Origin of the sequence: Brevibacillus sp. RS1.1 (assembly GCF_013284365.1) — a bacterium.
GTDB classification, from domain to species: Bacteria; Bacillota; Bacilli; order Brevibacillales; family Brevibacillaceae; genus Brevibacillus; species Brevibacillus brevis_D.
Genome location: NZ_JABSVA010000007.1, coordinates 46,455 through 67,028 on the forward strand (window position 1 = coordinate 46,455; position 20,574 = coordinate 67,028).

General features: G+C 47.8%; 23 protein-coding genes and 1 pseudogene. 10 read left to right on the top strand and 14 right to left on the bottom strand.

All coding sequences use genetic code 11. The features are described from left to right. Window positions 1-67: 67 nt before the first annotated feature. Window positions 68-1,006: an AEC family transporter gene (locus tag HP570_RS21070; protein ID WP_173627023.1), complete on the bottom strand. Its 939-nt coding sequence runs from the start codon at window positions 1,004-1,006 to the stop codon at window positions 68-70. A 13-nt stretch (window positions 1,007-1,019) separates the two neighbouring features. Continuing rightward, window positions 1,020-1,421 carry a hypothetical protein gene (locus HP570_RS21075; RefSeq protein WP_087346211.1) on the bottom strand — a complete coding sequence of 134 codons (402 nt, stop codon included), beginning with the start codon at window positions 1,419-1,421 and terminating at the stop codon, window positions 1,020-1,022. 800 nt (window positions 1,422-2,221) lie between these two features. Here HP570_RS21075 and HP570_RS21080 point away from each other — a divergent pair. The 5 genes from HP570_RS21080 to HP570_RS21100 all read left to right on the top strand — a co-directional run bounded on the left by HP570_RS21080 (window position 2,222) and on the right by HP570_RS21100 (window position 6,336). Beyond that, entirely contained in the window at window positions 2,222-3,049 is an 828-nt protein-coding gene (locus HP570_RS21080; RefSeq protein WP_173627024.1) for an amino acid ABC transporter substrate-binding protein, read from the top strand. Between the two features lie 109 nt (window positions 3,050-3,158). Continuing rightward, window positions 3,159-3,992, top strand: coding sequence for an amino acid ABC transporter substrate-binding protein (locus HP570_RS21085; RefSeq protein ID WP_015892558.1), 834 nt, complete (start codon window positions 3,159-3,161; stop codon window positions 3,990-3,992). Further along, entirely contained in the window at window positions 3,979-4,674 is a 696-nt protein-coding gene (locus tag HP570_RS21090) for an amino acid ABC transporter permease (protein WP_173627162.1), read from the top strand. The genes HP570_RS21085 and HP570_RS21090 overlap by 14 nt, the downstream gene beginning before the upstream one ends. A 17-nt stretch (window positions 4,675-4,691) precedes the next feature. Next, the gene (locus HP570_RS21095) at window positions 4,692-5,426 is read left to right on the top strand and encodes an amino acid ABC transporter ATP-binding protein (protein ID WP_173627025.1); all 735 of its coding nucleotides are present in this window, start codon (window positions 4,692-4,694) and stop codon (window positions 5,424-5,426) included. A gap of 535 nt (window positions 5,427-5,961) precedes the next feature. Further along, window positions 5,962-6,336 carry a YybH family protein gene (locus tag HP570_RS21100; RefSeq protein ID WP_173627026.1) on the top strand — a complete coding sequence of 125 codons (375 nt, stop codon included), beginning with the start codon at window positions 5,962-5,964 and terminating at the stop codon, window positions 6,334-6,336. 89 nt (window positions 6,337-6,425) lie between these two features. Here the strand turns inward: HP570_RS21100 and HP570_RS21105 are convergent, their stop codons facing one another. After that, window positions 6,426-7,196 carry an ANT(4')-I family aminoglycoside nucleotidyltransferase gene (locus tag HP570_RS21105; protein ID WP_173627027.1) on the bottom strand — a complete coding sequence of 257 codons (771 nt, stop codon included), beginning with the start codon at window positions 7,194-7,196 and terminating at the stop codon, window positions 6,426-6,428. Window positions 7,197-7,361: 165 nt separating this feature from the next. Continuing rightward, the gene (locus HP570_RS21110; protein ID WP_173627028.1) at window positions 7,362-8,285 is read right to left on the bottom strand and encodes a LysR family transcriptional regulator; all 924 of its coding nucleotides are present in this window, start codon (window positions 8,283-8,285) and stop codon (window positions 7,362-7,364) included. A 145-nt stretch (window positions 8,286-8,430) separates the two neighbouring features. Here HP570_RS21110 and HP570_RS21115 point away from each other — a divergent pair, with 145 nt between their 5' ends. After that, entirely contained in the window at window positions 8,431-8,913 is a 483-nt protein-coding gene (locus HP570_RS21115) for a DinB family protein (protein WP_173627029.1), read from the top strand. A 42-nt stretch (window positions 8,914-8,955) separates the two neighbouring features. Here HP570_RS21115 and HP570_RS21120 read toward each other — a convergent pair whose 3' ends face one another. Then, window positions 8,956-9,507, bottom strand: a complete 552-nt coding sequence (locus HP570_RS21120) for a nitroreductase family protein (protein WP_173627030.1) — start codon at window positions 9,505-9,507, stop codon at window positions 8,956-8,958. Window positions 9,508-9,669: 162 nt separating this feature from the next. Further along, on the bottom strand, window positions 9,670-10,452 hold the full coding sequence (locus tag HP570_RS21125; RefSeq protein WP_064201094.1) for a SagB/ThcOx family dehydrogenase: 783 nt from the start codon (window positions 10,450-10,452) through the stop codon (window positions 9,670-9,672). Between the two features lie 125 nt (window positions 10,453-10,577). Between HP570_RS21125 and HP570_RS21130 the strand changes: the two genes are divergently transcribed. Next, complete coding sequence (locus HP570_RS21130; RefSeq protein WP_173627031.1) at window positions 10,578-11,459, top strand: LysR family transcriptional regulator; 882 nt, start codon at window positions 10,578-10,580, stop codon at window positions 11,457-11,459. A gap of 21 nt (window positions 11,460-11,480) precedes the next feature. Here HP570_RS21130 and HP570_RS21135 read toward each other — a convergent pair whose 3' ends face one another. The 4 genes from HP570_RS21135 to HP570_RS21150 form a co-directional block, all read right to left on the bottom strand. Beyond that, on the bottom strand, window positions 11,481-12,260 hold the full coding sequence (locus HP570_RS21135) for a GNAT family N-acetyltransferase (RefSeq protein ID WP_173627032.1): 780 nt from the start codon (window positions 12,258-12,260) through the stop codon (window positions 11,481-11,483). A 159-nt stretch (window positions 12,261-12,419) separates the two neighbouring features. Continuing rightward, window positions 12,420-12,815, bottom strand: a complete 396-nt coding sequence (locus HP570_RS21140) for a hypothetical protein (protein WP_173627033.1) — start codon at window positions 12,813-12,815, stop codon at window positions 12,420-12,422. Between the two features lie 84 nt (window positions 12,816-12,899). Continuing rightward, a complete protein-coding gene (locus tag HP570_RS21145; RefSeq protein ID WP_173627034.1) occupies window positions 12,900-13,880 on the bottom strand; it encodes a BtrH N-terminal domain-containing protein in 981 nt (326 codons plus the stop codon). Then, window positions 13,864-14,436, bottom strand: coding sequence for a PadR family transcriptional regulator (locus tag HP570_RS21150; RefSeq protein WP_173627035.1), 573 nt, complete (start codon window positions 14,434-14,436; stop codon window positions 13,864-13,866). The genes HP570_RS21145 and HP570_RS21150 overlap by 17 nt, the downstream gene beginning before the upstream one ends. A 239-nt stretch (window positions 14,437-14,675) precedes the next feature. Here HP570_RS21150 and HP570_RS21155 point away from each other — a divergent pair, with 239 nt between their 5' ends. Next, the gene (locus HP570_RS21155; RefSeq protein WP_173627036.1) at window positions 14,676-15,956 is read left to right on the top strand and encodes an MFS transporter; all 1,281 of its coding nucleotides are present in this window, start codon (window positions 14,676-14,678) and stop codon (window positions 15,954-15,956) included. A gap of 119 nt (window positions 15,957-16,075) precedes the next feature. On the opposite strand, the gene HP570_RS21160 is transcribed toward HP570_RS21155, so the two are convergent. From HP570_RS21160 to HP570_RS21170, 3 genes and pseudogenes are all read right to left on the bottom strand, one after another. Next, window positions 16,076-16,327, bottom strand: a complete 252-nt coding sequence (locus HP570_RS21160; protein ID WP_254495404.1) for a hypothetical protein — start codon at window positions 16,325-16,327, stop codon at window positions 16,076-16,078. Continuing rightward, window positions 16,321-16,428 (bottom strand): annotated as a pseudogene (locus HP570_RS21165) (GNAT family N-acetyltransferase); the annotation flags it as partial. The pseudogene HP570_RS21165 and the gene HP570_RS21160, both read right to left, overlap by 7 nt. Window positions 16,429-16,457: 29 nt before the next feature. Then, complete coding sequence (locus HP570_RS21170) at window positions 16,458-17,912, bottom strand: aminotransferase-like domain-containing protein (protein WP_173627163.1); 1,455 nt, start codon at window positions 17,910-17,912, stop codon at window positions 16,458-16,460. 137 nt (window positions 17,913-18,049) lie between these two features. On the opposite strand from HP570_RS21170, the gene HP570_RS21175 reads away from it, so the two are divergent. Both HP570_RS21175 and HP570_RS21180 read left to right on the top strand, forming a co-directional pair. Next, entirely contained in the window at window positions 18,050-18,952 is a 903-nt protein-coding gene (locus tag HP570_RS21175) for a DMT family transporter (RefSeq protein ID WP_173627037.1), read from the top strand. A 16-nt stretch (window positions 18,953-18,968) separates the two neighbouring features. Continuing rightward, the gene (locus HP570_RS21180; protein ID WP_173627038.1) at window positions 18,969-19,331 is read left to right on the top strand and encodes a hypothetical protein; all 363 of its coding nucleotides are present in this window, start codon (window positions 18,969-18,971) and stop codon (window positions 19,329-19,331) included. 70 nt (window positions 19,332-19,401) lie between these two features. Here HP570_RS21180 and HP570_RS21185 read toward each other — a convergent pair whose 3' ends face one another. Further along, a complete protein-coding gene (locus tag HP570_RS21185; protein ID WP_173627039.1) occupies window positions 19,402-20,484 on the bottom strand; it encodes a glycoside hydrolase family 15 protein in 1,083 nt (360 codons plus the stop codon). Window positions 20,485-20,574 lie beyond the last annotated feature (90 nt).

Genomic DNA, 20,574 nt, shown 5'->3' on the forward strand with positions numbered 1-20,574 from the left:
TCATTCTTTACTTGTTAGACATAGGTTACCTCTGTTTCGTTTCACTATGACTGAGATTGGCGAGAGATTAGTGCAAAAGCCAATTTCCCATGACCAAAATAACCGGGATGGACAAGAGCGCCAGCAAGGTGGAACAAACCGTCGTCATGGCCCCCATCTCCTCATCCGCTGCATAACGCCCGAACAAAATCGAGGCCAATGTCAGGGTAGGCATTGCTACTTGCACAAGGGAAACGCTGACGATATCGCTATCGATTGAAAAAACGGACAAAAGAAACGCCGTCATCAGCGGAAAAACAACGAGTTTAAACGTGAGTGGCATGCTCAAAAGCTTCAAGGATACTTGTGGTTTGTTGCGCAAAAACATAGGCAAAAGCATACCAATATACATCATGGCTAACGGAGAGGCGAGCTTGGACAGCGTTCCAAACAGCTGCTTCACAGGCTCAGGAGGCACAAAACCGATGATGGCAGAACCGAGTCCAAATACAATCGCGATCATCGGGATGTTGATGAGTGTCTTGAGCCCTTTCAAGGAAAAGCTTCCTTTTTCCTGGAGCATCATCACCCCTACTGTCCATAGCACAACATCCACACCTGCGTCAAAAATCGCTGCCAAGAGTGCCCCCTTTGGCCCGAACAATGCTGCACAAAGCGGTAAACCGATGAAGCCTGTATTCCCCAAGCCAGACAAGAGCGCGATCTCCCGGCGTTTTTTCACAGGAAGCGGAAGAGCACGCGCACCTAACCAGCCGATGAAAATACCCAAGCAGTTCAGGATAATCGAAATGAAGAATATTGCAAAAATTTGGTATAAAATTTGTTGATCAATGGTTGTCTGAAAGATCCCGTCTAAAATAATGCACGGCATGGCTACGTTAATAATAATCGTGATGACGAGTTGGCGGGAGTCCGCAGTCAAGGGTTGTCGGTAGCCGATTAAGCTACCGATCCCAATGATGACGGCCATGATGAGGATGGACTGCTGCAACGTTTGTAGTTCCATGCTGCCCTCCTGCCTACATTTCTACGGGAAGCCATTCGAGTTTTGCCGGCTCCCCTTTTTCACATGTTCGGAGCAAATCCCCGCACAAGGGAACAACCTGCTCAAGCGGAACACACCAGGAAAGGGGAAAGGCAACCTCACTACCCTCAATGACGAGTGTGGACATCACCGCCGATTGCTTGTCTGCCGCAAGGACAAAGTGCTGTTCAGCCGGCTCGTGTTCTTTCCATTGCACCAATACTTTGCCGTTGTTCCCGCCTGCTACGACCAAATCCACATGGTCTCCATACGCTGCGTGAACCAACGTTCGGGTTACTCCATCCAATTGAGCGATTTCCTTCAGCACTTCATGCCAGGCTACATGCTTTTGCTCGATTCCACTTCCATCTGTATACATACGCCAGTCGTTTAACATGTTGATTGACTCCTTTTGTCGGTGCGCTCTCCTATGAAGAACAAGCACGTCATTGCTTGTAGGCCTTTCAATTCGTACTAATTGTACGCTTCTTGACGGGGAACCTCAACCACTACTTCTGCGCCAAGTTTTTGTCTCATAACACATAGCCACCGCATGAATGGAGAATCTTAAAAGGGATAAAAACGTTCTGTAGTGGTGTCGAGGAAACAGGAGAAAACGCTCAGCTTCTTGTCCCACCCGCTGTGGGACCCTCTGCCCGCCTCCATGCAAAAAGCGAAACCGCGTCCAAAGTGGTCCTTTCAGGATGTATTTCAGAGGTGGACGCTAAAGGCGTGTTTCGCTTTTTGCATTCCGTCTCGGTCGGTGTACCAAAGATCTTCGCTGTTTTCTCCTGTTTCCTCTACGAGCTTTCCCTGTTTAAACGGGCTTTTAAAGATTTAAAAGAATGAAGAGTTGTCATCAGTTACGACAGAGAAGAATATTTCCAGACGTAGCGACTTGTGGAGTCCTACCCAGCTCCGAATGGATTCGCGGGCAACAGAAACGCAACCGTGCCCACACGACGTAGTGGCTACCACTTTTGCGTTTCCCCGCGAATCCATTCGGAGCGGACAGTCTCAGCCCTCAGCAGGACGTAGCCTGGAGCCTAAACTGGAAATATTCTTCTCTTCACCGCAGCTGCATAGACCTAAATTCAAAGTAATCAAATAGGATTTAACAATTTAAAGATTGACAAAGGCATGAACGACCACTACTATGAATCCATGAAATCCGATTAACATAAAGGGGATTACAACATGAAAAAAGTCATTCTTTCTACCTTACTCTCTTGCCTGCTACTGGGAATGGTTGGCTGCAGCACTTCCGGTTCTCCTTCTCAGCCGAATAATACGACTCCGCCTGCTGATCAAGCAGCTTCGCAAAATCTGCTGGAAAAAGTGAAAGCCGAGAAGAAACTCGTCATTGGTACGGAAGGTACATACTCTCCGTTTACGTTCCATAATCAGTCGGGCACATTGACTGGCTATGATGTGGAAGTAATCACGGAGGTTGCCAAGCGACTCGGTGTAGAGCCTGTGTTCCAGGAAACCCAGTGGGATGCCATGTTTGCGGGACTCGACTCCAAGCGCTTTGACGTCATTGCCAATCAGGTAGGAATCCGTCCTGATCGTCAGGAAAAGTACGATTTCTCCAAGCCATATACGATTTCCCGTGCGGTTTTGGTTACGCACAAGGACAATAACACCGTCAAAGACTTCAAGGATATTAAAGGCTTAAAAGCCGGACAATCCATGACCAGCAATTACGCTGACCTCGCCCGCTCCCATGAGGCAGAAATCGTCGGTGTAGACAACTTTAATCAGGCGATTGACCTGATCGCGCAAAAACGCGTGGACGTAGTGATCAACGATAATTTGTCGGTGCTTGATTTCCTGAAACAAAAGCCGGATACGCCAATCAAAGTCGTGGCGAAAAATACAGAAGGCCAACCAACCGCTTTCATGTTCCGTAAAGGAAGCACAGAACTAACTGACGCGATTAACAAGGTGCTCGATGAGATGCAGCAGGACGGCACCCTTTCCAAAATTTCCGTCAAATGGTTCGGCGATGATATCACGAAGTAATTCTTAAGCCTGAAGAAAGCCTTTATCGAGGAAAACTCGTTGACAAAATTGTCTGTCCCTTTTAGTATGTTCCTATTCAAATTCACATCGGTTTAGTGGGGGTTACTTTATGAAAAAACTATTATTTTCCCTTCTCGCTTCCACTCTGTTAGTCGCATTGGCAGGTTGTGGGTCGTCTTCAACAGGACAATCACCGCAAAATAGTGCCGCTCCCGCCCCAACAGAAGAGAAAAAAGAACAAAACTTGTTGGAAAAAGTAAAAGCTGACGGTAAAATGCTGATCGGAACCGAGGGCACATACGCGCCGTTTACGTTCCACGATCAGTCTGGCAAGCTGACAGGCTATGATGTGGAGGTCGTGACAGAGGTAGCAAAGCGCATCGGCGTCGAACCTGTGTTTCAAGAAACACAATGGGATGCCATGTTCGCTGGACTTGACTCCAAGCGCTTTGATGTCGTAGCGAATCAGGTAGGCATTCGCCCTGATCGTCAGGAAAAATACGATTTCTCCAATCCATATACCGTTTCCACAGCAGTCCTTGTCACCCATAAAGACAACACGACCGTAAAAGGCTTTGCGGACATTAAAGGTCTGAAGGCAGCGCAAACATTAACGAGCAACCTCACAGATATCGCGAAGAAAAACGGAGCGGAAATCGTCGGTGTGGAAGGTTTTAACCAAGCGATTGACCTGCTTGTTTCTAAGCGTGTAGACGTTACGATCAACGATGGGATTTCCCTGTTGGACTTCATGAAGCAAAAGCCTGATGTTCCGATCAAAATTATCGCAAAAGATCCGAACGTAGCGAAAAACGGCTTCCTCTTCCGCAAGGGCAGCACAGAGCTGGTTGATGCATTCAACAAAGCACTGGATGACATGACGAAAGATGGTACCCTCGCAAAAATATCAGAGAAATGGTTTGGTGCAGATGTCTCTAAGTAGCTTCTTTGAAAACCCAGAACGCCTGAACCGATGGATCGATATCGCGCAAAGCTCCTTTCTTCCTCTGTTGAAAGGAGCCTTGCTCTATTCTTTAACAATCGCCATCGCTGCCTTTTTCATTGGTCTAATCCTTGCCGTTCTCACTGCGCTGGCACGACTATCCGGCATTAAGCCGCTGATTGGCATCGCCCGCTTTTATGTATCGATCATTCGCGGTACCCCTTTATTGGTCCAATTGTTCATCATTTTTTATGGCTTGCCGAGCGTCGGCTTGATGATCGATCCGATACCGTCGGCAATCATCGGCTTCTCTCTCAGCGTCGGTGCCTACTCTTCCGAGGTAGTACGTGCCGCGATCTTGTCGATTCAAAAAGGGCAATGGGAAGCAGCCTACTCTCTGGGAATGACCTACTGGCAAGCACTGCGCAGGGTCGTGCTCCCTCAGGCAGCTCGCGTCTCCATTCCTCCTTTGTCCAACTCGTTTATTAGTTTGGTCAAGGATACTTCGCTGGCTTCGGTCGTTCTGGTACCGGAAATGTTTCGCAAAGCCCAAGAAGTCGTCGCTGCGACATATGAACCGTTGCTCGTCTATGCGGAAGCAGCCCTTATCTACTGGGTGATTTGCTTCGTACTCTCCATTATCCAGGATCGCATCGAAAACAAGCTGGACCGTTATGTCTAAAAAGCAGGTGAAAACGAATGATTACGATCACGGATGTGCATAAACAATTCAACACCTTACATGTGCTCAAAGGCATTTCCCTCTCGGTGGAAAAAGGAAAGGTAGTCGTTATCATCGGTCCTTCTGGCTCCGGGAAAACAACCTTGCTTCGCTGCCTGAATGCACTTGAGGTTCCGACCAGCGGCAGCGTCCAAATCGGGGACGTCAAGCTGGACTTTTCCAAAAAAGTTGAGCGAACAAGTATTCCGAAGCTGCGGAAGCAAACCGGGATGGTGTTTCAAAACTACAATCTGTTCCCGCACATGACAGCCCTTGAAAATGTGATGGAGGGGCCCGTCACTGTCAAAAAAGAAGACAAAGAAAAAGCACGTGCGAAAGCCGTTGCTCTCCTGACAAAGGTTGGTCTTGGTGACAAGCTGGACCATTTTCCCGCACAGTTATCTGGCGGACAGCAGCAGCGCGTAGGGATTGCCCGCGCACTGGCGATGGACCCGCAAGTCATGCTATTTGACGAGCCTACTTCTGCTCTCGACCCGGAGCTCGTTGGCGAAGTGTTGAAGGTGATGAAGGAGCTTGCCCAGGAAGGAATGACAATGATCGTCGTCACGCACGAGATGGGGTTCGCCCGCGAAGTTGCCGACGAGGTGATTTTCATGGACCAAGGCGTCATCGTGGAGCGAGATACCCCTTCCCACTTGTTCGCAAAGCCGCGTGAGGAACGTACACGTCAGTTTTTGCAGCATTTGAAGTAGTAACCAGAAAAAAGACTCTGTCTCTCGTATAAGAGCACAGAGTCTTTTCTTTGCAATCGGACCTTAATCATCAAAGAAGCAAATCACTAGAAATATAATAATGAGAATCCAAATGAACCCGCCACCAAAAAAGCCGAAACCATCGCGATTGCAACCCATGATCTTCTCTCCCCCTCTCATTGAGATCAGATGGAAGCACCGATCTGCTGGCAAGGATCAGTACTGCATTCAGCTTATGACAGTCTCATCTCCCCTGTATGGATGCCTGTCTATTCCAGCGATCAAAAAGAAAAAAAACGGGTGCTTGCCCCTCGGCATTTAGACAAAACCTAAAAATTAACAAATGCTTCATGTTCTCTCTACTCTTCCTTAACATCAGACAACTATCATGAATGTGTCAGACCCTACGATGGACATTACGTCCTCCATTTCCGCCCGAATAGCCCCCTTCTACATCGGGCGGGCTTTTTTTCTTTGCCGCAAACCTATAAAATATGGATAAATAGACCATTTATAGCGGAGAGAGGGATCATTTGTGGAAGGGTATAAACAGGCGTTCGCGCAATATATGGATGCTACTAATACACATGACTTTGCCAATGTAGAGAAAGTTCTTCATCCGAATGCCATTTACTGGTTTTCAGATAAGACTTGTACATCCATGAGTGAGATCCGCGCTTACTTTGAAAATGCATGGCATCTGATCAAGGATGAAGTCTATGCGGCTACGGATGTCCAGTGGATTTCCGTCGATCAAAGATCCGCTAGCTGTGTATATACGTATGAATATCAAGGCTATTACAACGGGGAATTCGTCAAGGGAAGTGGCAGAGCCACGAATATTTTCACGAAAACGGAGACAGATGAATGGAAGCTCATTCATGAGCATTTGAGCGGCAAAGTTGAGTAAGCAAAAAAGAAAAGCCTCGCTAGGAAGCAAGGCTTTCTTGAAAGGTTGAGACCCCTACGTACAAAGGGTCTCATTTGTTTTTTTATCCATTAAAAAGGAATTCGCTCTGAATGAATCACATAGTGATGTTGTGCAGCCCACTCTTGGAGACCATCCCAGAATGCTTCGCAAGCAGTAACGATTTTTGCTGGATCAGTCAGATCTCCCGCCATTACCAATCTGGCTAGCTGATCGTATCCAGCCGGGCGATGCGGTAATTCGAGCGCTTCTGGCAAAACCTTGGCCCCTGTCGAGTACAGCTTTCGGTTATGCAGCCCGATCAACATCGCACCGTATTGGGCAAATTGCATGGCCAAATAGGGCAGATAGGTATGTGGGCCATTTAGATTTACGTTTCGCAACTTGCCAATAAACTCGTACATTTCCCCTACGAGAATACCGTTGATATTCTCTGTGAACTCTTCCTGCGATGGTGATTCTGCTGCTTTTTTGAGCGTTTCAAAAAAGCCCTTCGGATCGTACAGACTCAGCGGAGAAAAGAATGGTCCATGCGTCAGCGGCCAATCATCCTCGACAGTAGACGCAGTGTTCAGCAAAACATCTGCACTGCACACATTCACTTCCGCCTTCCAAGGTCCCGCTGACCATTCGTAGCTAAATTCTATTTCTTCCCCTGTTTCTTCTAGTACACAAAACATCTCGATATCCGAATAAGGGCCGTCTGTCCCACGAGAAATAGAACCATACACCCCAATGGCCAGAATTTTTTCTTTGTACACTTCATGCAATCTCGCAGCAATTTCTTGGCAGGTTTGAAATCGTTCACTTCGAGAAATTTTTACAGGTCCATTCATGTTCATTTACGTACATCTCCCTTGATATTTTTTGAGGTGAGCTGACACAAATACATGAATGGAGGACCTCGGGATTAACGGGGGACTTTTTTTGGATGCATGTGAACTTCCTCCCATCGACCAGATCGTACTGTTCGTTATGATATGTATTTTACCAAGGAAAGGAAAATCTTACGAGTGATTATTATTGATAGCGGAAGCCTGGGCGTTGTCGATGGCCGATTGAATATACGCTTGTAGCGTATCAATGAAGGTACGAGCGGCGAACCCCATATATTTGTCCTTGCGATAAACCAGACAGATGTCTTGGCTAGGTGTCGGATGCACGAGATTGATGATCGCAATCTCGTCGTCGTTTACGTTTTGCAGCAGTAAGCTAGGCAGGATACAGCCCCCGATCCCCTTTTTTACAAGACTCAATTGAGACTGGAGTGTGGTGGTTTCGATATGAGGCTGCAAACGAAAGCCTTCCTGTATGCAATAGCGATTGATGAGCTGTCTCGCTTGATGATCCTGCGGAAACATCACCATTTTTACCTCTTGAAGCTGCCCAAACTTGATTGCCTTTTCCTTGGCGAGTGGATGTGCGCGATGAACGGCAAGCGCGAACTCTTCGTGAAATAGCGGAATGACAGTGATTCTCTCATCCGGCTCAGGTAACACCGTCACGCCCAAATCAATCTCGCCGGATGTGATTTGCTCCACGATTCGTGTAGACTCTATGACAGATAAGGATGTTTTCGGATACAAGCGGTGGAATTCTACAAGAAGAGCATCAAACAACAAGTCGGCATCGCCAGGCAGTACACCGATCGTGAGCGTGCCCCCTTCGTTGTTTTTCATGGCTGCAATTGCTTCACGTGCGTAGTCGATATGGGAAAAAACATGCCGACTCTGCTCCAGCAATACTTTTCCTGCTTCTGTCAGCGTGATTCGCTTGCCCAAGCGGTCAAACAGCGGGACACCCAGCTCATTCTCTAAAAACTTGATTTGCTGGCTGAGGTTGGACTGAGAGGTACATAGCTTTTCTGAGGCCCGGGAAAAATGCATTTCCTCACATATTGCCATAAAATACTCCAATTGCCTGAGCTCCATTGCTTCACCCCTTGCGCCCATGATCATTTTTACTAATCATTCTAATCGGAAAAGCATGATTGTTGCGTTTTCCCCTACGACGTACACTTTAGATGACGGTAAGAGTGCTGTCAATCATAGGAAAATGATAGGGAGGTTTTGTCTCATGTCTCAAAGCATGATCACTTCTGCCACATCCGTTCGTCAAATTGGTCTGCAGCAGATTCCCATGATTCCTGAGGAGCTATTGGATGTTCAATCTCCCGCTTTTTCAAATACACTTCGCTGGAATATCGGGCATATCGTCTTTTGTTTTCAGCATTTCCTGTCCATCGGCTTGCCTTACCAATCTGACCTGCCCGCTACTTACGCTAGTCTTTTTCAGACGGGAACGAAGCCTTCTGACTGGACGACTGCACCTCCCTCGAAAGATGAACTGATTCACTACTTGTCCGTACAACTAGATCTGCTGGCCTCCGTTACCCCTGAGCAGCTAGAAGCAGCTTTGCCTGCCCCCATTACAATGGGTCCCTTCCAATTTACGACGGTAGGAGAAGTCTTTAACTTTGCCCTCATGCACGAGTCCATCCATCTAGGAATCATTTCCAGTATGGTAAAAGTCATCGCACAGGAAGCAGCAGCAAAGTAGTTACAAAAAAAACGAGACCCTCGAATGGTCTCGTTTTTTCGTTTATTCGAACCGAGTGAACTTTTCTTCGGCAGGTGTGCGTGTGCGAGCTGCTGGTACATTTTCCTGATCGAAAAAACCGAGGTGCAGGAAACCAACGATTTTCTCTCCTGGCGAAACACCCAAAATAGCGTGTGCCTTCGGGTCCCAGTTGTGCGCGTTTGTTTTCCAGACAACGCCTAGTCCACGCTCCCATGCGAGCAACTGGAAGTTTTGAATGAGAGCAGCCGTCGCACTGAAATCTTCTTCCCATTGTTTTTGGCGCGGATCTTCTTTCATGATAACGACCAAATAAGCTGCTGGCTGGTTGTACATGTCTCTGCGCGCCTGATGGGCTTCTGGCGGATAGCAGGTGATCAACTTCTCGACAAACGCTTCTTTTTTCTCTGAAGATACAAACATAAATCTCCATGGCTCACGAATACAATGGTTCGGCGCGTACACTGCGTCATTCAACAGCTCCAGAACAAGTTCTTCGGGCACAGTATCTGGCTTATAATCTTTTTTAATAGAGCGGCGCTCTCGAATGATTTTGGCAATGGACACAACGGTCACCCTCTTCTCTTAGACTTCCATACTTTGATAATGGTTATCACTCTTATTTAGAACATATGTTATCGTGTACACTCGGCAAAATCAAGTAAGAAGTAAACGAAACTGTACACCATCATGAATGAAAAAAGGATGCGGCTTCTTATGCGCATCCTTTTTACCTGCTTATTCTGGTCGTCGGTCTGTCAGCCAATGTCCGCCTGCGATTTTGCCCACTGATGCCATCAAAACAGACAGATGGGACGTGCCATCAATGCCTAAATATTCGTTCATGTCATGATCCATCCAGTGACCAATCGTCGTTACCCCAAGCCCCAATCCGTTTGCTACCAAATGCAGATTTTGCGATACGTGCCCGGAATCCCACCAAATATAGCGGTACGCACGCTCTTTGTATTTGTCTTTCGTGCGATCCACCATCGCTGTCCAAACGAAATTGACAGCAGCCCGTCTCGTCACCTCTTGTTCTTCCGTGAACAGATAGGCAATCTCGGACGTGTCTTCTCTCTTCAGTCCCTCCAAGCACCAATTCTGTACATCCAGGTGATACAGGCCTTTCTCGAGTCCCTCCACGTTATTGATCATCAGGTACGTCTCAATCGGATACAGAGCCCCGGCAGACGGCGTCGTGCGTAATTGATAGTCTCCCATATCATCTGTGATACCCTGTGTCCCCCACAGCAAGAGATTCAATTCGTTAAGCGTCATGGGCTGCTTCAAGAAATTACGCTTGGATCGTCGATTAGCGAGGACCTCCCACAAATCGACGGATGCTGGAAACTGCGGCTTGCCCAATTCTATGCGTGCAAACACCTCTTCATAGCGCAAATACGTCGCTGGTCTTTTGGAAAAATCGTAACGAGAGGCCCAGCCTTTTTCCAGCTCGCCCACCCGGTAAGAGGTCGCCTCGATAAATTCATTTGCAATTCGCTGCCATTCGGGATGCATCTATGTTCCTCCTCGTATGTGCTTGGTGGTGATGTCTTTTACTATACGAAGCTCTTTTCCATTAGTAAAACAATGATTTATAATGTTTTTCATAAGATAAAACTAATGAAAAGGAACGAGGAGACATGACGCTTACCCAACTGCAAGTGTTTGTCGTCGCAGCAAAAGCTGGTAGCTTCACGCGGGCAGCAGAAGAAATCGGCTTTACGCAATCCGCCGTCTCGCAGATGATTCAGTCCTTGGAAAAAGAGCTAGGCGTCAGCCTTTTTCAGCGCAGTCGCAGCGGGATCACTCCGACGAGCATCGGAGAACGAATGCTTTCGCACGCTCGCGACATTTTGAACATCACATCCTGCATGACGGAGGAAGCAAACGTGGCCCGCGGGATTTCGTCCGGCACCTTGCGTATTGCCTCGATCCCCAGCGTCGCCTCCCGCTTTTTGCCTGGACTTTTGGGCAGCTTTCGCAAGCGGTTTCCGGCTGTGGACATCCTGCTTTTGGAAGGCGACAGTGATGAAATTAGCAACTGGCTGCACAGCTCGGTTGTCGACATTGCTTTTACCGTTATGCCTGATAAGGAAATGCAAACGTTGCCGCTCTTACAAGACGAAATGATGGTCATTTTGCCAGATACCCATCCGTTGAAGGACAGTCAGACCCTTCGTTTTTCCGAAATTGCGGAACGCTGCTTTATCATGCCAAAGGATGGCTGCATCCGAAAAATGCTGCAAGAGAATCAAATCACCCCAACAGTTACGTTTGAAGTGCGTGAGGTGTATACAATATTGACCATGGTGCAGGAGTATATCGGCGTCACCATCATGCCAGAGCTGTACATGCCACCTGTCATCCCCAAAGTCGTCGCGATCCCTCTGTCACCCCCGATTACACGGGAAGTGGTGCTCGCGGTGCGCAACTGGCAGTCGATCTCCCCACTCACGGCAGAGTTCGCCGTTCACAGCCAGCAATATGTAAAAGGAATGGATTTTGCGCCAACGAGCAAGTAGTCACACAAACAAAGCCCTCGCCTATTGGGATGGGCGGGGCTTTTGGTGTGCGAGAAGCTCTGTTAGCCATTTTTCAAATTTATTGGCACTCATAATTTCATGGGTAATAAATTCCCCCTCATAAAACAGGCCAAAGGTCGTCCATATGACAGGCGCGTTCTGTGCTGCTTCCCTCGTTGTCAGCTTGTACGCATGAAAGGGAACACTTTTCGCTTCCGCTACTTTTCTCAGCTCTTCCAAAACACCAACAGCAAATGGACACTGCGCTGTGTAATAAATGGTGACGCCTTTCTCCTTTGAAGAAGTCGTTCCTGTTTTCTTAAAGGACGGCATAGCGGCTTGTTCATTCCATTTCCATGCCACTAATTGAAAATACGGCTCTGCTTGGTCTGCCAGCTCAAACCCCATATGCTCAAAAAAACGCCTCTCACTCAAATACGGGTACTTGTTCTTCCCTACGATATGAACGATTCCGTCCATACCACGTTTGATAGCATCTTCCTTGCAATGAAGCAACAATTGTTTCGCATGCCCGTTCTCTTTATATCTGCCAGACACCCACAAACAGTTAATGTACATATAATTGGGCGCTTCAATTGGAACCCATGCCATTTCCGCAGGCAAGTACTCAATAAACACTTTTGCTCGCTCATCCAAGCGATAAAAAACCAAACCTTCATCCATTCGCTCTGTCAGCCACTTCTTCTTCTCGGCTACTGAATGTTCGTATTGTTTTGCACCTAATGCACAGCATATGTGCTCCGTTTCTATATTCTTTTTCGTGATTTCTATATACGCCATTGTTTACCGCCTCCACCTTTCCTCTGCTTTTATCTATGATCGCGGACGAGGATTTTAGATAAAAGTGGTTGGTTTTTGGTAGCTGAGTAGTTATGTATATTTTACCACTTTTTTCTTGTCATAGAAAAAGGAGAAGTAGTGAATAGCTAATTGGTTTTTTCATTCGAACAATGAAAGCTCTATTTCACCTGCTTGATCTTGCTCTAGATGAACAAGTGGAACAGGAGAGTAAATAAACGTATCCCCGTCGTTTTCAAGCTTGTACATGATACAAAACAAAGCTGATCCTCGATGATCGCCACTCGGTATGGAGAAAATCATGGCTGGGCAGCGCAGCTCAGCAGAATGAACGCTTGCACATAGATCTTTATAAGTCACAACAGCAAGGTTATCGATATCAACGAGATGCTGTTGACAATCCCCGATAACTTGCCTGTAATACTCTATATTTTGATTATACTTATTCGCAAAGCTCTGCTTATACTCCTCAATGCTAAGAAAGCAACACTCCCAATCCAAAGGTGGGATACTTAACACATAGCGATAGTACTTCAACTTTCTGATTCCTCCTCTTTTGAAATCAAGCTATTATACTTTAAGCATAAAGGAATGATTCCGTTCCATGTAAGTGTAAAGCTATCACAACAATAGCTCCATGGCTGCGCGTTCTTTATCCGCAATCTCAAGCAACAGCTTAGACGCATGCACGAGCTCTTGGTGCTCACCTGTTCTTCCTGCATGGTCGATTGATGCAGAGACGCTAACCCACATTGGAGCGATCTCTGTAAACATGCAGTGGGCTTGTTCGATCCTCGGGTCCTCCAGCCGATCAGTACATTCTCTCAAATAATCCCTATACAGATTCCGAAATAAAGCGCCACCGGTTCCCGCCCGCTCCATTAGCATCGCGGTAAGACATAAATCATGTTCGACATTGTTGCTGCGAGAAGGCCACTTCAAGATTTCATTGCTCATTTTAACAATGCCTCTATTGCCAATATTCTGAATGGGTGGGTTCAGATAGTCTTGCGCATTCATGGTCAAGGATTCGCGTATAGCAGAAACAAGCGGAAGCAATGCGTCGTTTGGCTCGATCGTAAAGGAACGATTCCGGGAGCTCATGGGTCCCTTTGCATTTCTGGCAGCGGCTAAGCTTGTCAAACTCGTCTTCACAAGTCCACCCTGTTGTCTGGTGTCCGCCAAGTAGGCGTATTCGTCATCTATACCGTAAAGTACCGCATAGTGACCGGCGAAGTGCACTTTGTTCGTAAAATAATCCAAGTAATAGGAATCTAATTTAACCCCAACCGGAATGCCGTGTTCGATGCTGCTTCGGACGTTCTGCCACGCCTTATTGACGGACGAGGTTTCTTGATATCTGACGTTCAAGCCGAGTCGTTCGGCGAGATAAGCGGTCAGTTTATCCGGTTTTATCCTTCCTCCGATGAAAGGAAAGTCCATTCCCTTCGAATCCCAGTATATGAATCCAAGCCCTTGCCCGAGTCCGAACAACATCGGCTCAGACAGGTGGACTCCCGCATATTGCAATAAATTGCCCATGGCGGTTGTTTCGCAATGTTCCCCTTGATAAGGAATGAAACCTTCAATAAATTTGACCATGTTTACTTGCCTCCTCCAATAATTCATGGATGAAACGACTAACGAACGTTTGCTCGCTCTCGATTAAGCTTAATGGATGTAAAAACAACGCCCTTACGTTCAGCGGCAAGCTAGCTCCCCCTTGTGATTCGTACTTCTGTCTTATTTTTATCGAGGCTTGTCCAAGAAAATCCAGTCGTTTCCGTAAAGCAATGACGGCCTCTTCCTTCCCGATATGGGGCAAAGCAGCCAAACCGAGATCGAAGCGATTGTCACGTTCTCGTGTAGACGACAGACTATCAAGAATTTCATTTCTCAGCTTACGTATACCCACTTCGGTGAGGGCAAACAGGGTCGGCGCTGGCCCCTTGCCGGATTTCTCCTCGGATGTCTCAGGTGAGATCCATCCTTTATCGCTAAGTTTCTTCAATCCTGTATATATCGAAGTTGTACCGATATTTGCCCATTCTTTATAACCTCGCTGTTCGACTAACTTCATAATATCGTATCCGGAAGCTTGACGATGTTCCGCGATCAATTGCAGGAGCATGAATTCGACATTCGATAATCTATGCATAGAGGGACTCCTTATCTTTAGTATTTCATATATGGAATATAACGCAGGTGTAATAAAAATTCAATAACCGAATCTGTTTCGGCACTTGAGCTCGCGGCATCAACCGATCATGCCGATCTTTTTTGGACGTCGTGCTTTGACTATGATAATGAAAGCGCAAGATCTTGAAACATAATTTCCCCTATACTAAAAATACGAAAAATGGCAATTAGTTGTGACGAAAAATTGGGGGAACGAACATGAGTAACAAGGTGGAAGGATTGTTAACGAACACAGATTTTCGCAGGCTCTGGATTGGGCAAACGGCATCACAGTTTGGGACTCAGGTTGCATTATTAGGAATGCCATTAGTGGCAGCTCTCTATTTAGGAGCCAGTCCCATGCAAATGGGGTTGCTTGGTTTTGCCGAGTATGCGCCATTTATCCTTTTCGGGTTGCTCGCTGGTGTATGGATAGATAGATTTCCCCGGCGACCCATTCTTGTCGCCGCTAACTTTTTCAGGGGTGCATTACTGCTCATAGTGCCGCTGACAGCCTTAACCGGATTCCTGAATATGACAGTGCTATATTTGATAGCCTTTATAGTGGGGATCTGTACTGTCTTTTTCGATGTTGCCTATACATCCTTTTTGCCTTCCATTGTGAGCAAGGAGCAGCTTGTTGATGGGAATAGCAAACTAGAGACAAGTAAATCTACCGCGCAAATTGCTGGGCCGGGTTTATCAGGTGGACTGGAACAGTTAATCACCGCTCCTTTTGCAATATTATTCACTTCGGTATCCTTTTTTGTATCCGCTGTGTACATAGCCCGGATTCGCAAGTTGGAGACAGTCGTGACAGATGCGAAAAAACAAAAAAACATGTGGCTGGAAATCAAAGAAGGGCTGCATACGGTTTACACAAAACCGTTGCTGTGGGGAGTGGTGCGCTGCTCAACAATCTTTAACCTTTCCTGGAATGTTATTTTTAGTGTTTATGTTCTATATGCATCGCAAGAACTCAAAATCAGTGCGAGCATTGTTGGCATCATTTATGGAACGCTAGGAGTAGGGTACCTATTTGGCTCGCTGCTTGCCCAAAGGGCTGTACGTCGTTTTGGAGTAGGTCCAACTATTATGGGTTCCGCTACGATCGCAGCAAGTGGCGGTTTGCTTGCTCCATTAGCAGTAGGATCAGAATTAAGCATGGCGTTGATTATGATGACGGGACAGCTTCTTTTCGGAATGGGTGTCTCCATGTTTAGCATTAGTACCGTCAGTTTACGTCAAGTAATTGTACCCGATGCCCTGCAAGGTCGCGTGAATGCTACGTTTCGCTTTATCTCGTGGGGTTCTTTACCGCTAGGCTCGTTAATTGGAGGGATGATAGGGGGGGCAATGGGTTTACGGTTCGCTTTGTTTGCCGGTGGCATTGGATTGTTAGCTTCGGCTTGTACATTATTGTTCACCCCATTTTTACAACTGCGTATGAGATCATTTCATGAATTAACATTGGAAAAAGATGCGTCTATAAAGAGCTAAGGAGTTTGCCTTAACAAGTATGAAACTAACAGGTATTCAGGAATGTATTTTTGCTCCTGAATACCTTTTTAAAATTATCCCGGTTGATCGCTACCAACCAGAAAGACCTTCTTTACTGGCTAGTACTGAATGCCGAGCTCTGCCGCTAACACGCGAAACATCGCATACGACCAAAGGAGCGGTACAGCGGGGTGTCCTGCTCTCTCCACCCACATCTCATAATGAGCCGGGGAAAGCAAATGCTCCTGTACTTGTTCAGGCAGTCCGTTCACTTGCCGCTGGGACACAATCCACGCCGCTATCTTTTCGGCTTCTTCACGCCTGCCTGTTTTCACGTAATACCAGCCCAACCACGCAGATCTGTCAGCCACTTCTTCTTCTCAGCTACTGAATGTTCGTATTGTTTTGCACCTAATGCACAGCATATGTGCTCCGCTTCTATATTCTTTTTCGTGATTTCTATATACGCCATTGTTTACCGCCTCCACCTTTCCTCTGCTTTTATCTATGATCGCGGACGATTTGACCAAGCCTCTCAATGCCAGATTCAAAATCGGCGATCGAAGCATACCCATACGAGAGCCGCACATACCCTTCTTTCGTCTCCCCGTAAATGTTGCCCGGATTCAGCAGAATGCCCTGGCGTTTGGCTGCTGTAAAGAGCTCCATCGTCGAGAGCTTTCCATTCATTTTCAGCCAGATGAAAAATCCTCCGTCAGGTACTTCCCACGTCGCGAGCTCACTCATGTGCTTCGTAAGTGCCCGGATGGCAGCCGCTCGTCTTGTAATGAGCTGCTCTCTGACCTTGTGCACATGCCTCTCATACAAGCCACTTGCCAGCCACTCCTCCGCCACACGTTGTGATAGTGAGCTGACTCCGTAATCCGTCTGCATCTTGATATCGGCCAGGCGTTCGATAACTGGCTCTGGCCCCACTACCCATCCAATCCGCAAGCCGGGGGTCAATGTCTTTGACAGGCTCCCAATGTACAGGACATGTCCGTGTTTATCTCTAGCCTTGAGCGGCAGCGGTGGAGGCTCTTTCGTCCACAGCTCGCGGTAAATGTCATCCTCGATAATCGGCAGACGCTCTTCTTCACATACCCGCAGCAGCTCCAGCCGGCGTTTTTCTGTCATCAGGATGCCTGTTGGATTATGAAAGCAAGGATTGGTGTACAGAATCGCCCCATGCTCCTCTTTTCGCCTCGCATAGATCGCCTGTGCAATCATCCCCTGACGATCCATCGGCAATCCGGCAAGCTCCATCCCCCCCGACTGGAACACATGCAAGGAATTGAGATACGAAGGCTGTTCCAAAAACACAGTTGAACCTCGATGCAATAACCCAACCGAAATGAGCTGGAGCGCCTGCAATGCACCAGACACGATTAAGACAGAAGACGGCGAAGCTGTAATTCCTTGTCGTCCGACATAATCACTGACCGCTTGGCGCAGGGGAAGGTACCCTCTCGGCTCTTCATATCCAAATCCGCTAAGGTTCCTCGTTACCCGCTCCATGACTTGCTTCATCGTATCGACTGGAAACATGTCTGGGGAGAGCTCTCCTTTGCTCAGCTGAATCAGGTCTGCCTGGAATTCACGCTTATTGATTTCTTGCACCGACGTCATACTTGGCTTATGCAATCCAGATCTGACGTACTTACTCCAATCCGGCGGTGGTGTCGTAGCCAACAGCGTCCAGGTATTATTGACAACGACAGTGCCCATTCCCAGCTTGCCCTCGATCAACCCGTCTGCGGTCAACTCCTCCAATGCCGCAATGACCGTGCTCCGATTGACTTCGAACGCTTGTGCCAAGTCGCGTTGGCTGGGGATTTTGCTGCCAATCGGCCATTCTCCTGTAGATATTTTTCCTTTGATAAAATCAATAATTTTCCGATATTTCGGCAACCGTTTCTCTCTGTGCAACCTGATCGATCCCTTCCTCTTCCTCATCTTCATAGGTAAAAGTGGTTGGTTTTTTTGATAGCCGAGTGGTTGCAGATATTTTACCACTTCTTGTTTACCATGGAAAAGAAAGAAGAAGCAGAGAATAGCAGGTTGGTTTTTTCATTCGAAGGAGGGAAGTTATCTTGTTTCATCCTGTCAGAAGTCGTATTTTCGCTGCACATGCCATCAGCATTTTGTTATGGGCCTCGGCCTTTGCCGGTATTCGCGTTGGGCTGCAAGCATACTCGCCGGAGCATCTCTCGCTGCTTCGCTTTCTGATTGGTTCTCTTTTTCTCGGGATACTCGCACTGTTTTTCCGCATCCGTCTGCCGGAGTTAAAGGATGTCCCAGCTATCCTTCTGCTTGGGGGCTTGGGTTTCGCCGTTTACCATACAGCGCTCAACTACGGGGAGATGAGCGTAAGTGCAGGTGTAGCCAGCCTTTTGGTCACGACGACGCCGATCTTTTCCGCTCTCCTCGCTCTCCTATTCTTCCGGGAGCATTTCGGTGTGAGAGGCTGGTTCGGTGCACTGATCAGTTTTCTAGGAGTCGCCATCTGTACGATTGGCACAGGAGAGACCCTTCAAATAACAGACGGAATATTCTTTATTTTATTGGCAGCCAGTAGCGAAAGCATTTACTTTGCGTTTCAGAAGCCATTCGTAGAAAAATACGGCGTTCTCGCGTTTACCGCCTACACCTTATGGGCAGGTACCTTCTGCATGCTCTTCTTTCTGCCCGGACTTGGCACAGCGATAGCCCAAGCGCCTTTTGATGTAACACTCAGTGTTGTGTATTTGGGCATTTTCCCTAGCGTTGTTGCTTATTTGTCCCTCGCCTATGTGACTTCTGTCGTTGGCACCTCGGAGGCTACTACCTCCCTTTACATGACGCCAGTGCTCGCTTTTCTGATTGCTTGGGTGTGGCTGGGTGAAGGTCCTACGCTTGTGACGATGGCTGGTGGCGTTGTGACCCTTGTCGGTGTCCTGCTCGCAACGATGAAGCCTCGGTTATCCAGAAGCACATTCAAACACCAACCCTTTTAGAAACGCCAGCATTTCCATGCTTGTCGCTATAGGCGTATCGATCGAGCTTGGAATGACTACCGTTTTGCTTTGCGGATGCCTCGTAACCATTTGGATCAGAGAGAGCTTCACATCGAGCTTTGACTCAGTCTCCGCCGGGAGAAACAGAACCGGGCATCTCATTTGTGCGCAGGCATCCTCAAAGTGCAAATCACAGACTGTCTCTATGCTCAGCGAGGCAGATGCTCCCTTGCAAGCGCCCCTTGCCCTCACGACAGAGGAAGCGGTTGCTCTGATTTTGTCCTATGAAGCTCTCCTCTCCTTCACGGACAAGCCATTTGCAAAAGAAACCCTGTCTGTGATAGCCAAGCTGCTTGCGAGTATTCCAACAGAGTCCTGAGCTGAGCATAGCAACAAATGGTGTCAATAGATGTCAGCAATAAGAAAAACCAGGAAGACCCTCTTCCTGGCTAGTACGGAATGCCGAGCTCTGCCGCCAGCACGAGAAACATCGCATGCGACCAAAGGAGCGGTACAGCGGGGTGCCCTGCTCTCTCCACCCACATCTCATAATGAGCCGGGGAAAGCAAATGTTCCTGTACTTGTTCAGGCAGTCCGTTCGCTTGCCGCTGGGACACAATCCACGCTGCTATCTTTTCGGCTTCTTCACGCCTGCCTGTTTTCACGTAATACCAGCCCAACCACGCAGATAACAGCAGCCACTGCCCCCCTCCGTAATACGTATCAGCCGGGTAGCGATGCACGCCGTGTCCTGCGCGCAGTTCCTCTTCTATGGCCTGCACGGTTCGGAGCATAAGAGGATCATTCACGTCGACGATCCCATACGGCAGTGCCAACCAGAGAAGACTTGCATCCACAGAAGGATCCCCGACGGATTTTATCAATCGTCCATTGGCTGTGCCATGCTCGCGTATGAATTGGCGGATGGTCCCTCCTTGCTGAGCGAGTTCGAAAGCTCGTTCGGGCAAATAAGGCTCCATCACCTTGATCCCGGCATAAATGGCTCCCAGCGTCACTGGATGGATTCGGTCTCCTCCCTCTTCCCAGCAATCAAAGTTCGGGAGCTGCCAGCACGCCACGACATAGTCAATCGTCAGTTCAATCGATGGCTTGAGCTCGTGAATCAAGTCATGCTCTCCACTCATCCGCACATGCTCAGCCAGCCCCCACAGCCATGTCCCGTAGCCATCGAGCTGAAAGCTGCCCCATTCACCTGCCACTTCTTCTCCGTCCGCTGTATAGCGCGTATGCAAAAAGCGGTCTCTTCCCGCATCATTTTTGTCTAATCCATTTTTCACTGCCGAAATGGCTGTTCTTGCCTTTGTCTCATGCTTTCGGATCACATCATTACACCATTGGTAAAACTTGCGGGCACTCTCATGCTTGCCGATGCGGTTCATCGCGTAGGCCGTAAATGTTCCATCGCGGAGCCACGCATACTGATAGTGGACAAATGCGGGTGAAGCGAGATACGCCCCGGTACTCGCTTGATGCTGTAGGATCAACTTTACACTTTCCTCGATCAGGGTCATGGTTATCCCCCCTTATTCGGACAAGCCGACTTCGTAACAAATACAGTCGCTGCTCGTCTTCGGGCTATGCTTTTATAGCATATGCACCCG

What these genes read in the sequence shown, in the direction of transcription:
- HP570_RS21125 (WP_064201094.1), bottom strand. Translation starts at nt 10,452, where the DNA reads ATGCATCCCGAATGGCAGCGAATTGCAAATGAATTTATCGAGGCGACC.
- HP570_RS21155 (WP_173627036.1), top strand. Translation starts at nt 14,676, where the DNA reads ATGAGTAACAAGGTGGAAGGATTGTTAACGAACACAGATTTTCGCAGG.
- HP570_RS21180 (WP_173627038.1), top strand. Translation starts at nt 18,969, where the DNA reads ATGCTTGTCGCTATAGGCGTATCGATCGAGCTTGGAATGACTACCGTT.
- HP570_RS21135 (WP_173627032.1), bottom strand. Translation starts at nt 12,260, where the DNA reads ATGGCGTATATAGAAATCACGAAAAAGAATATAGAAACGGAGCACATA.
- HP570_RS21150 (WP_173627035.1), bottom strand. Translation starts at nt 14,436, where the DNA reads ATGCATAGATTATCGAATGTCGAATTCATGCTCCTGCAATTGATCGCG.
- HP570_RS21095 (WP_173627025.1), top strand. Translation starts at nt 4,692, where the DNA reads ATGATTACGATCACGGATGTGCATAAACAATTCAACACCTTACATGTG.
- HP570_RS21105 (WP_173627027.1), bottom strand. Translation starts at nt 7,196, where the DNA reads ATGAACATGAATGGACCTGTAAAAATTTCTCGAAGTGAACGATTTCAA.
- HP570_RS21110 (WP_173627028.1), bottom strand. Translation starts at nt 8,285, where the DNA reads ATGGAGCTCAGGCAATTGGAGTATTTTATGGCAATATGTGAGGAAATG.
- HP570_RS21075 (WP_087346211.1), bottom strand. Translation starts at nt 1,421, where the DNA reads ATGTTAAACGACTGGCGTATGTATACAGATGGAAGTGGAATCGAGCAA.
- HP570_RS21145 (WP_173627034.1), bottom strand. Translation starts at nt 13,880, where the DNA reads ATGGTCAAATTTATTGAAGGTTTCATTCCTTATCAAGGGGAACATTGC.
- HP570_RS21080 (WP_173627024.1), top strand. Translation starts at nt 2,222, where the DNA reads ATGAAAAAAGTCATTCTTTCTACCTTACTCTCTTGCCTGCTACTGGGA.
- HP570_RS21085 (WP_015892558.1), top strand. Translation starts at nt 3,159, where the DNA reads ATGAAAAAACTATTATTTTCCCTTCTCGCTTCCACTCTGTTAGTCGCA.
- HP570_RS21185 (WP_173627039.1), bottom strand. Translation starts at nt 20,484, where the DNA reads ATGACCCTGATCGAGGAAAGTGTAAAGTTGATCCTACAGCATCAAGCG.
- HP570_RS21115 (WP_173627029.1), top strand. Translation starts at nt 8,431, where the DNA reads ATGTCTCAAAGCATGATCACTTCTGCCACATCCGTTCGTCAAATTGGT.
- HP570_RS21070 (WP_173627023.1), bottom strand. Translation starts at nt 1,006, where the DNA reads ATGGAACTACAAACGTTGCAGCAGTCCATCCTCATCATGGCCGTCATC.
- HP570_RS21090 (WP_173627162.1), top strand. Translation starts at nt 3,979, where the DNA reads ATGTCTCTAAGTAGCTTCTTTGAAAACCCAGAACGCCTGAACCGATGG.
- HP570_RS21130 (WP_173627031.1), top strand. Translation starts at nt 10,578, where the DNA reads ATGACGCTTACCCAACTGCAAGTGTTTGTCGTCGCAGCAAAAGCTGGT.
- HP570_RS21170 (WP_173627163.1), bottom strand. Translation starts at nt 17,912, where the DNA reads ATGAGGAAGAGGAAGGGATCGATCAGGTTGCACAGAGAGAAACGGTTG.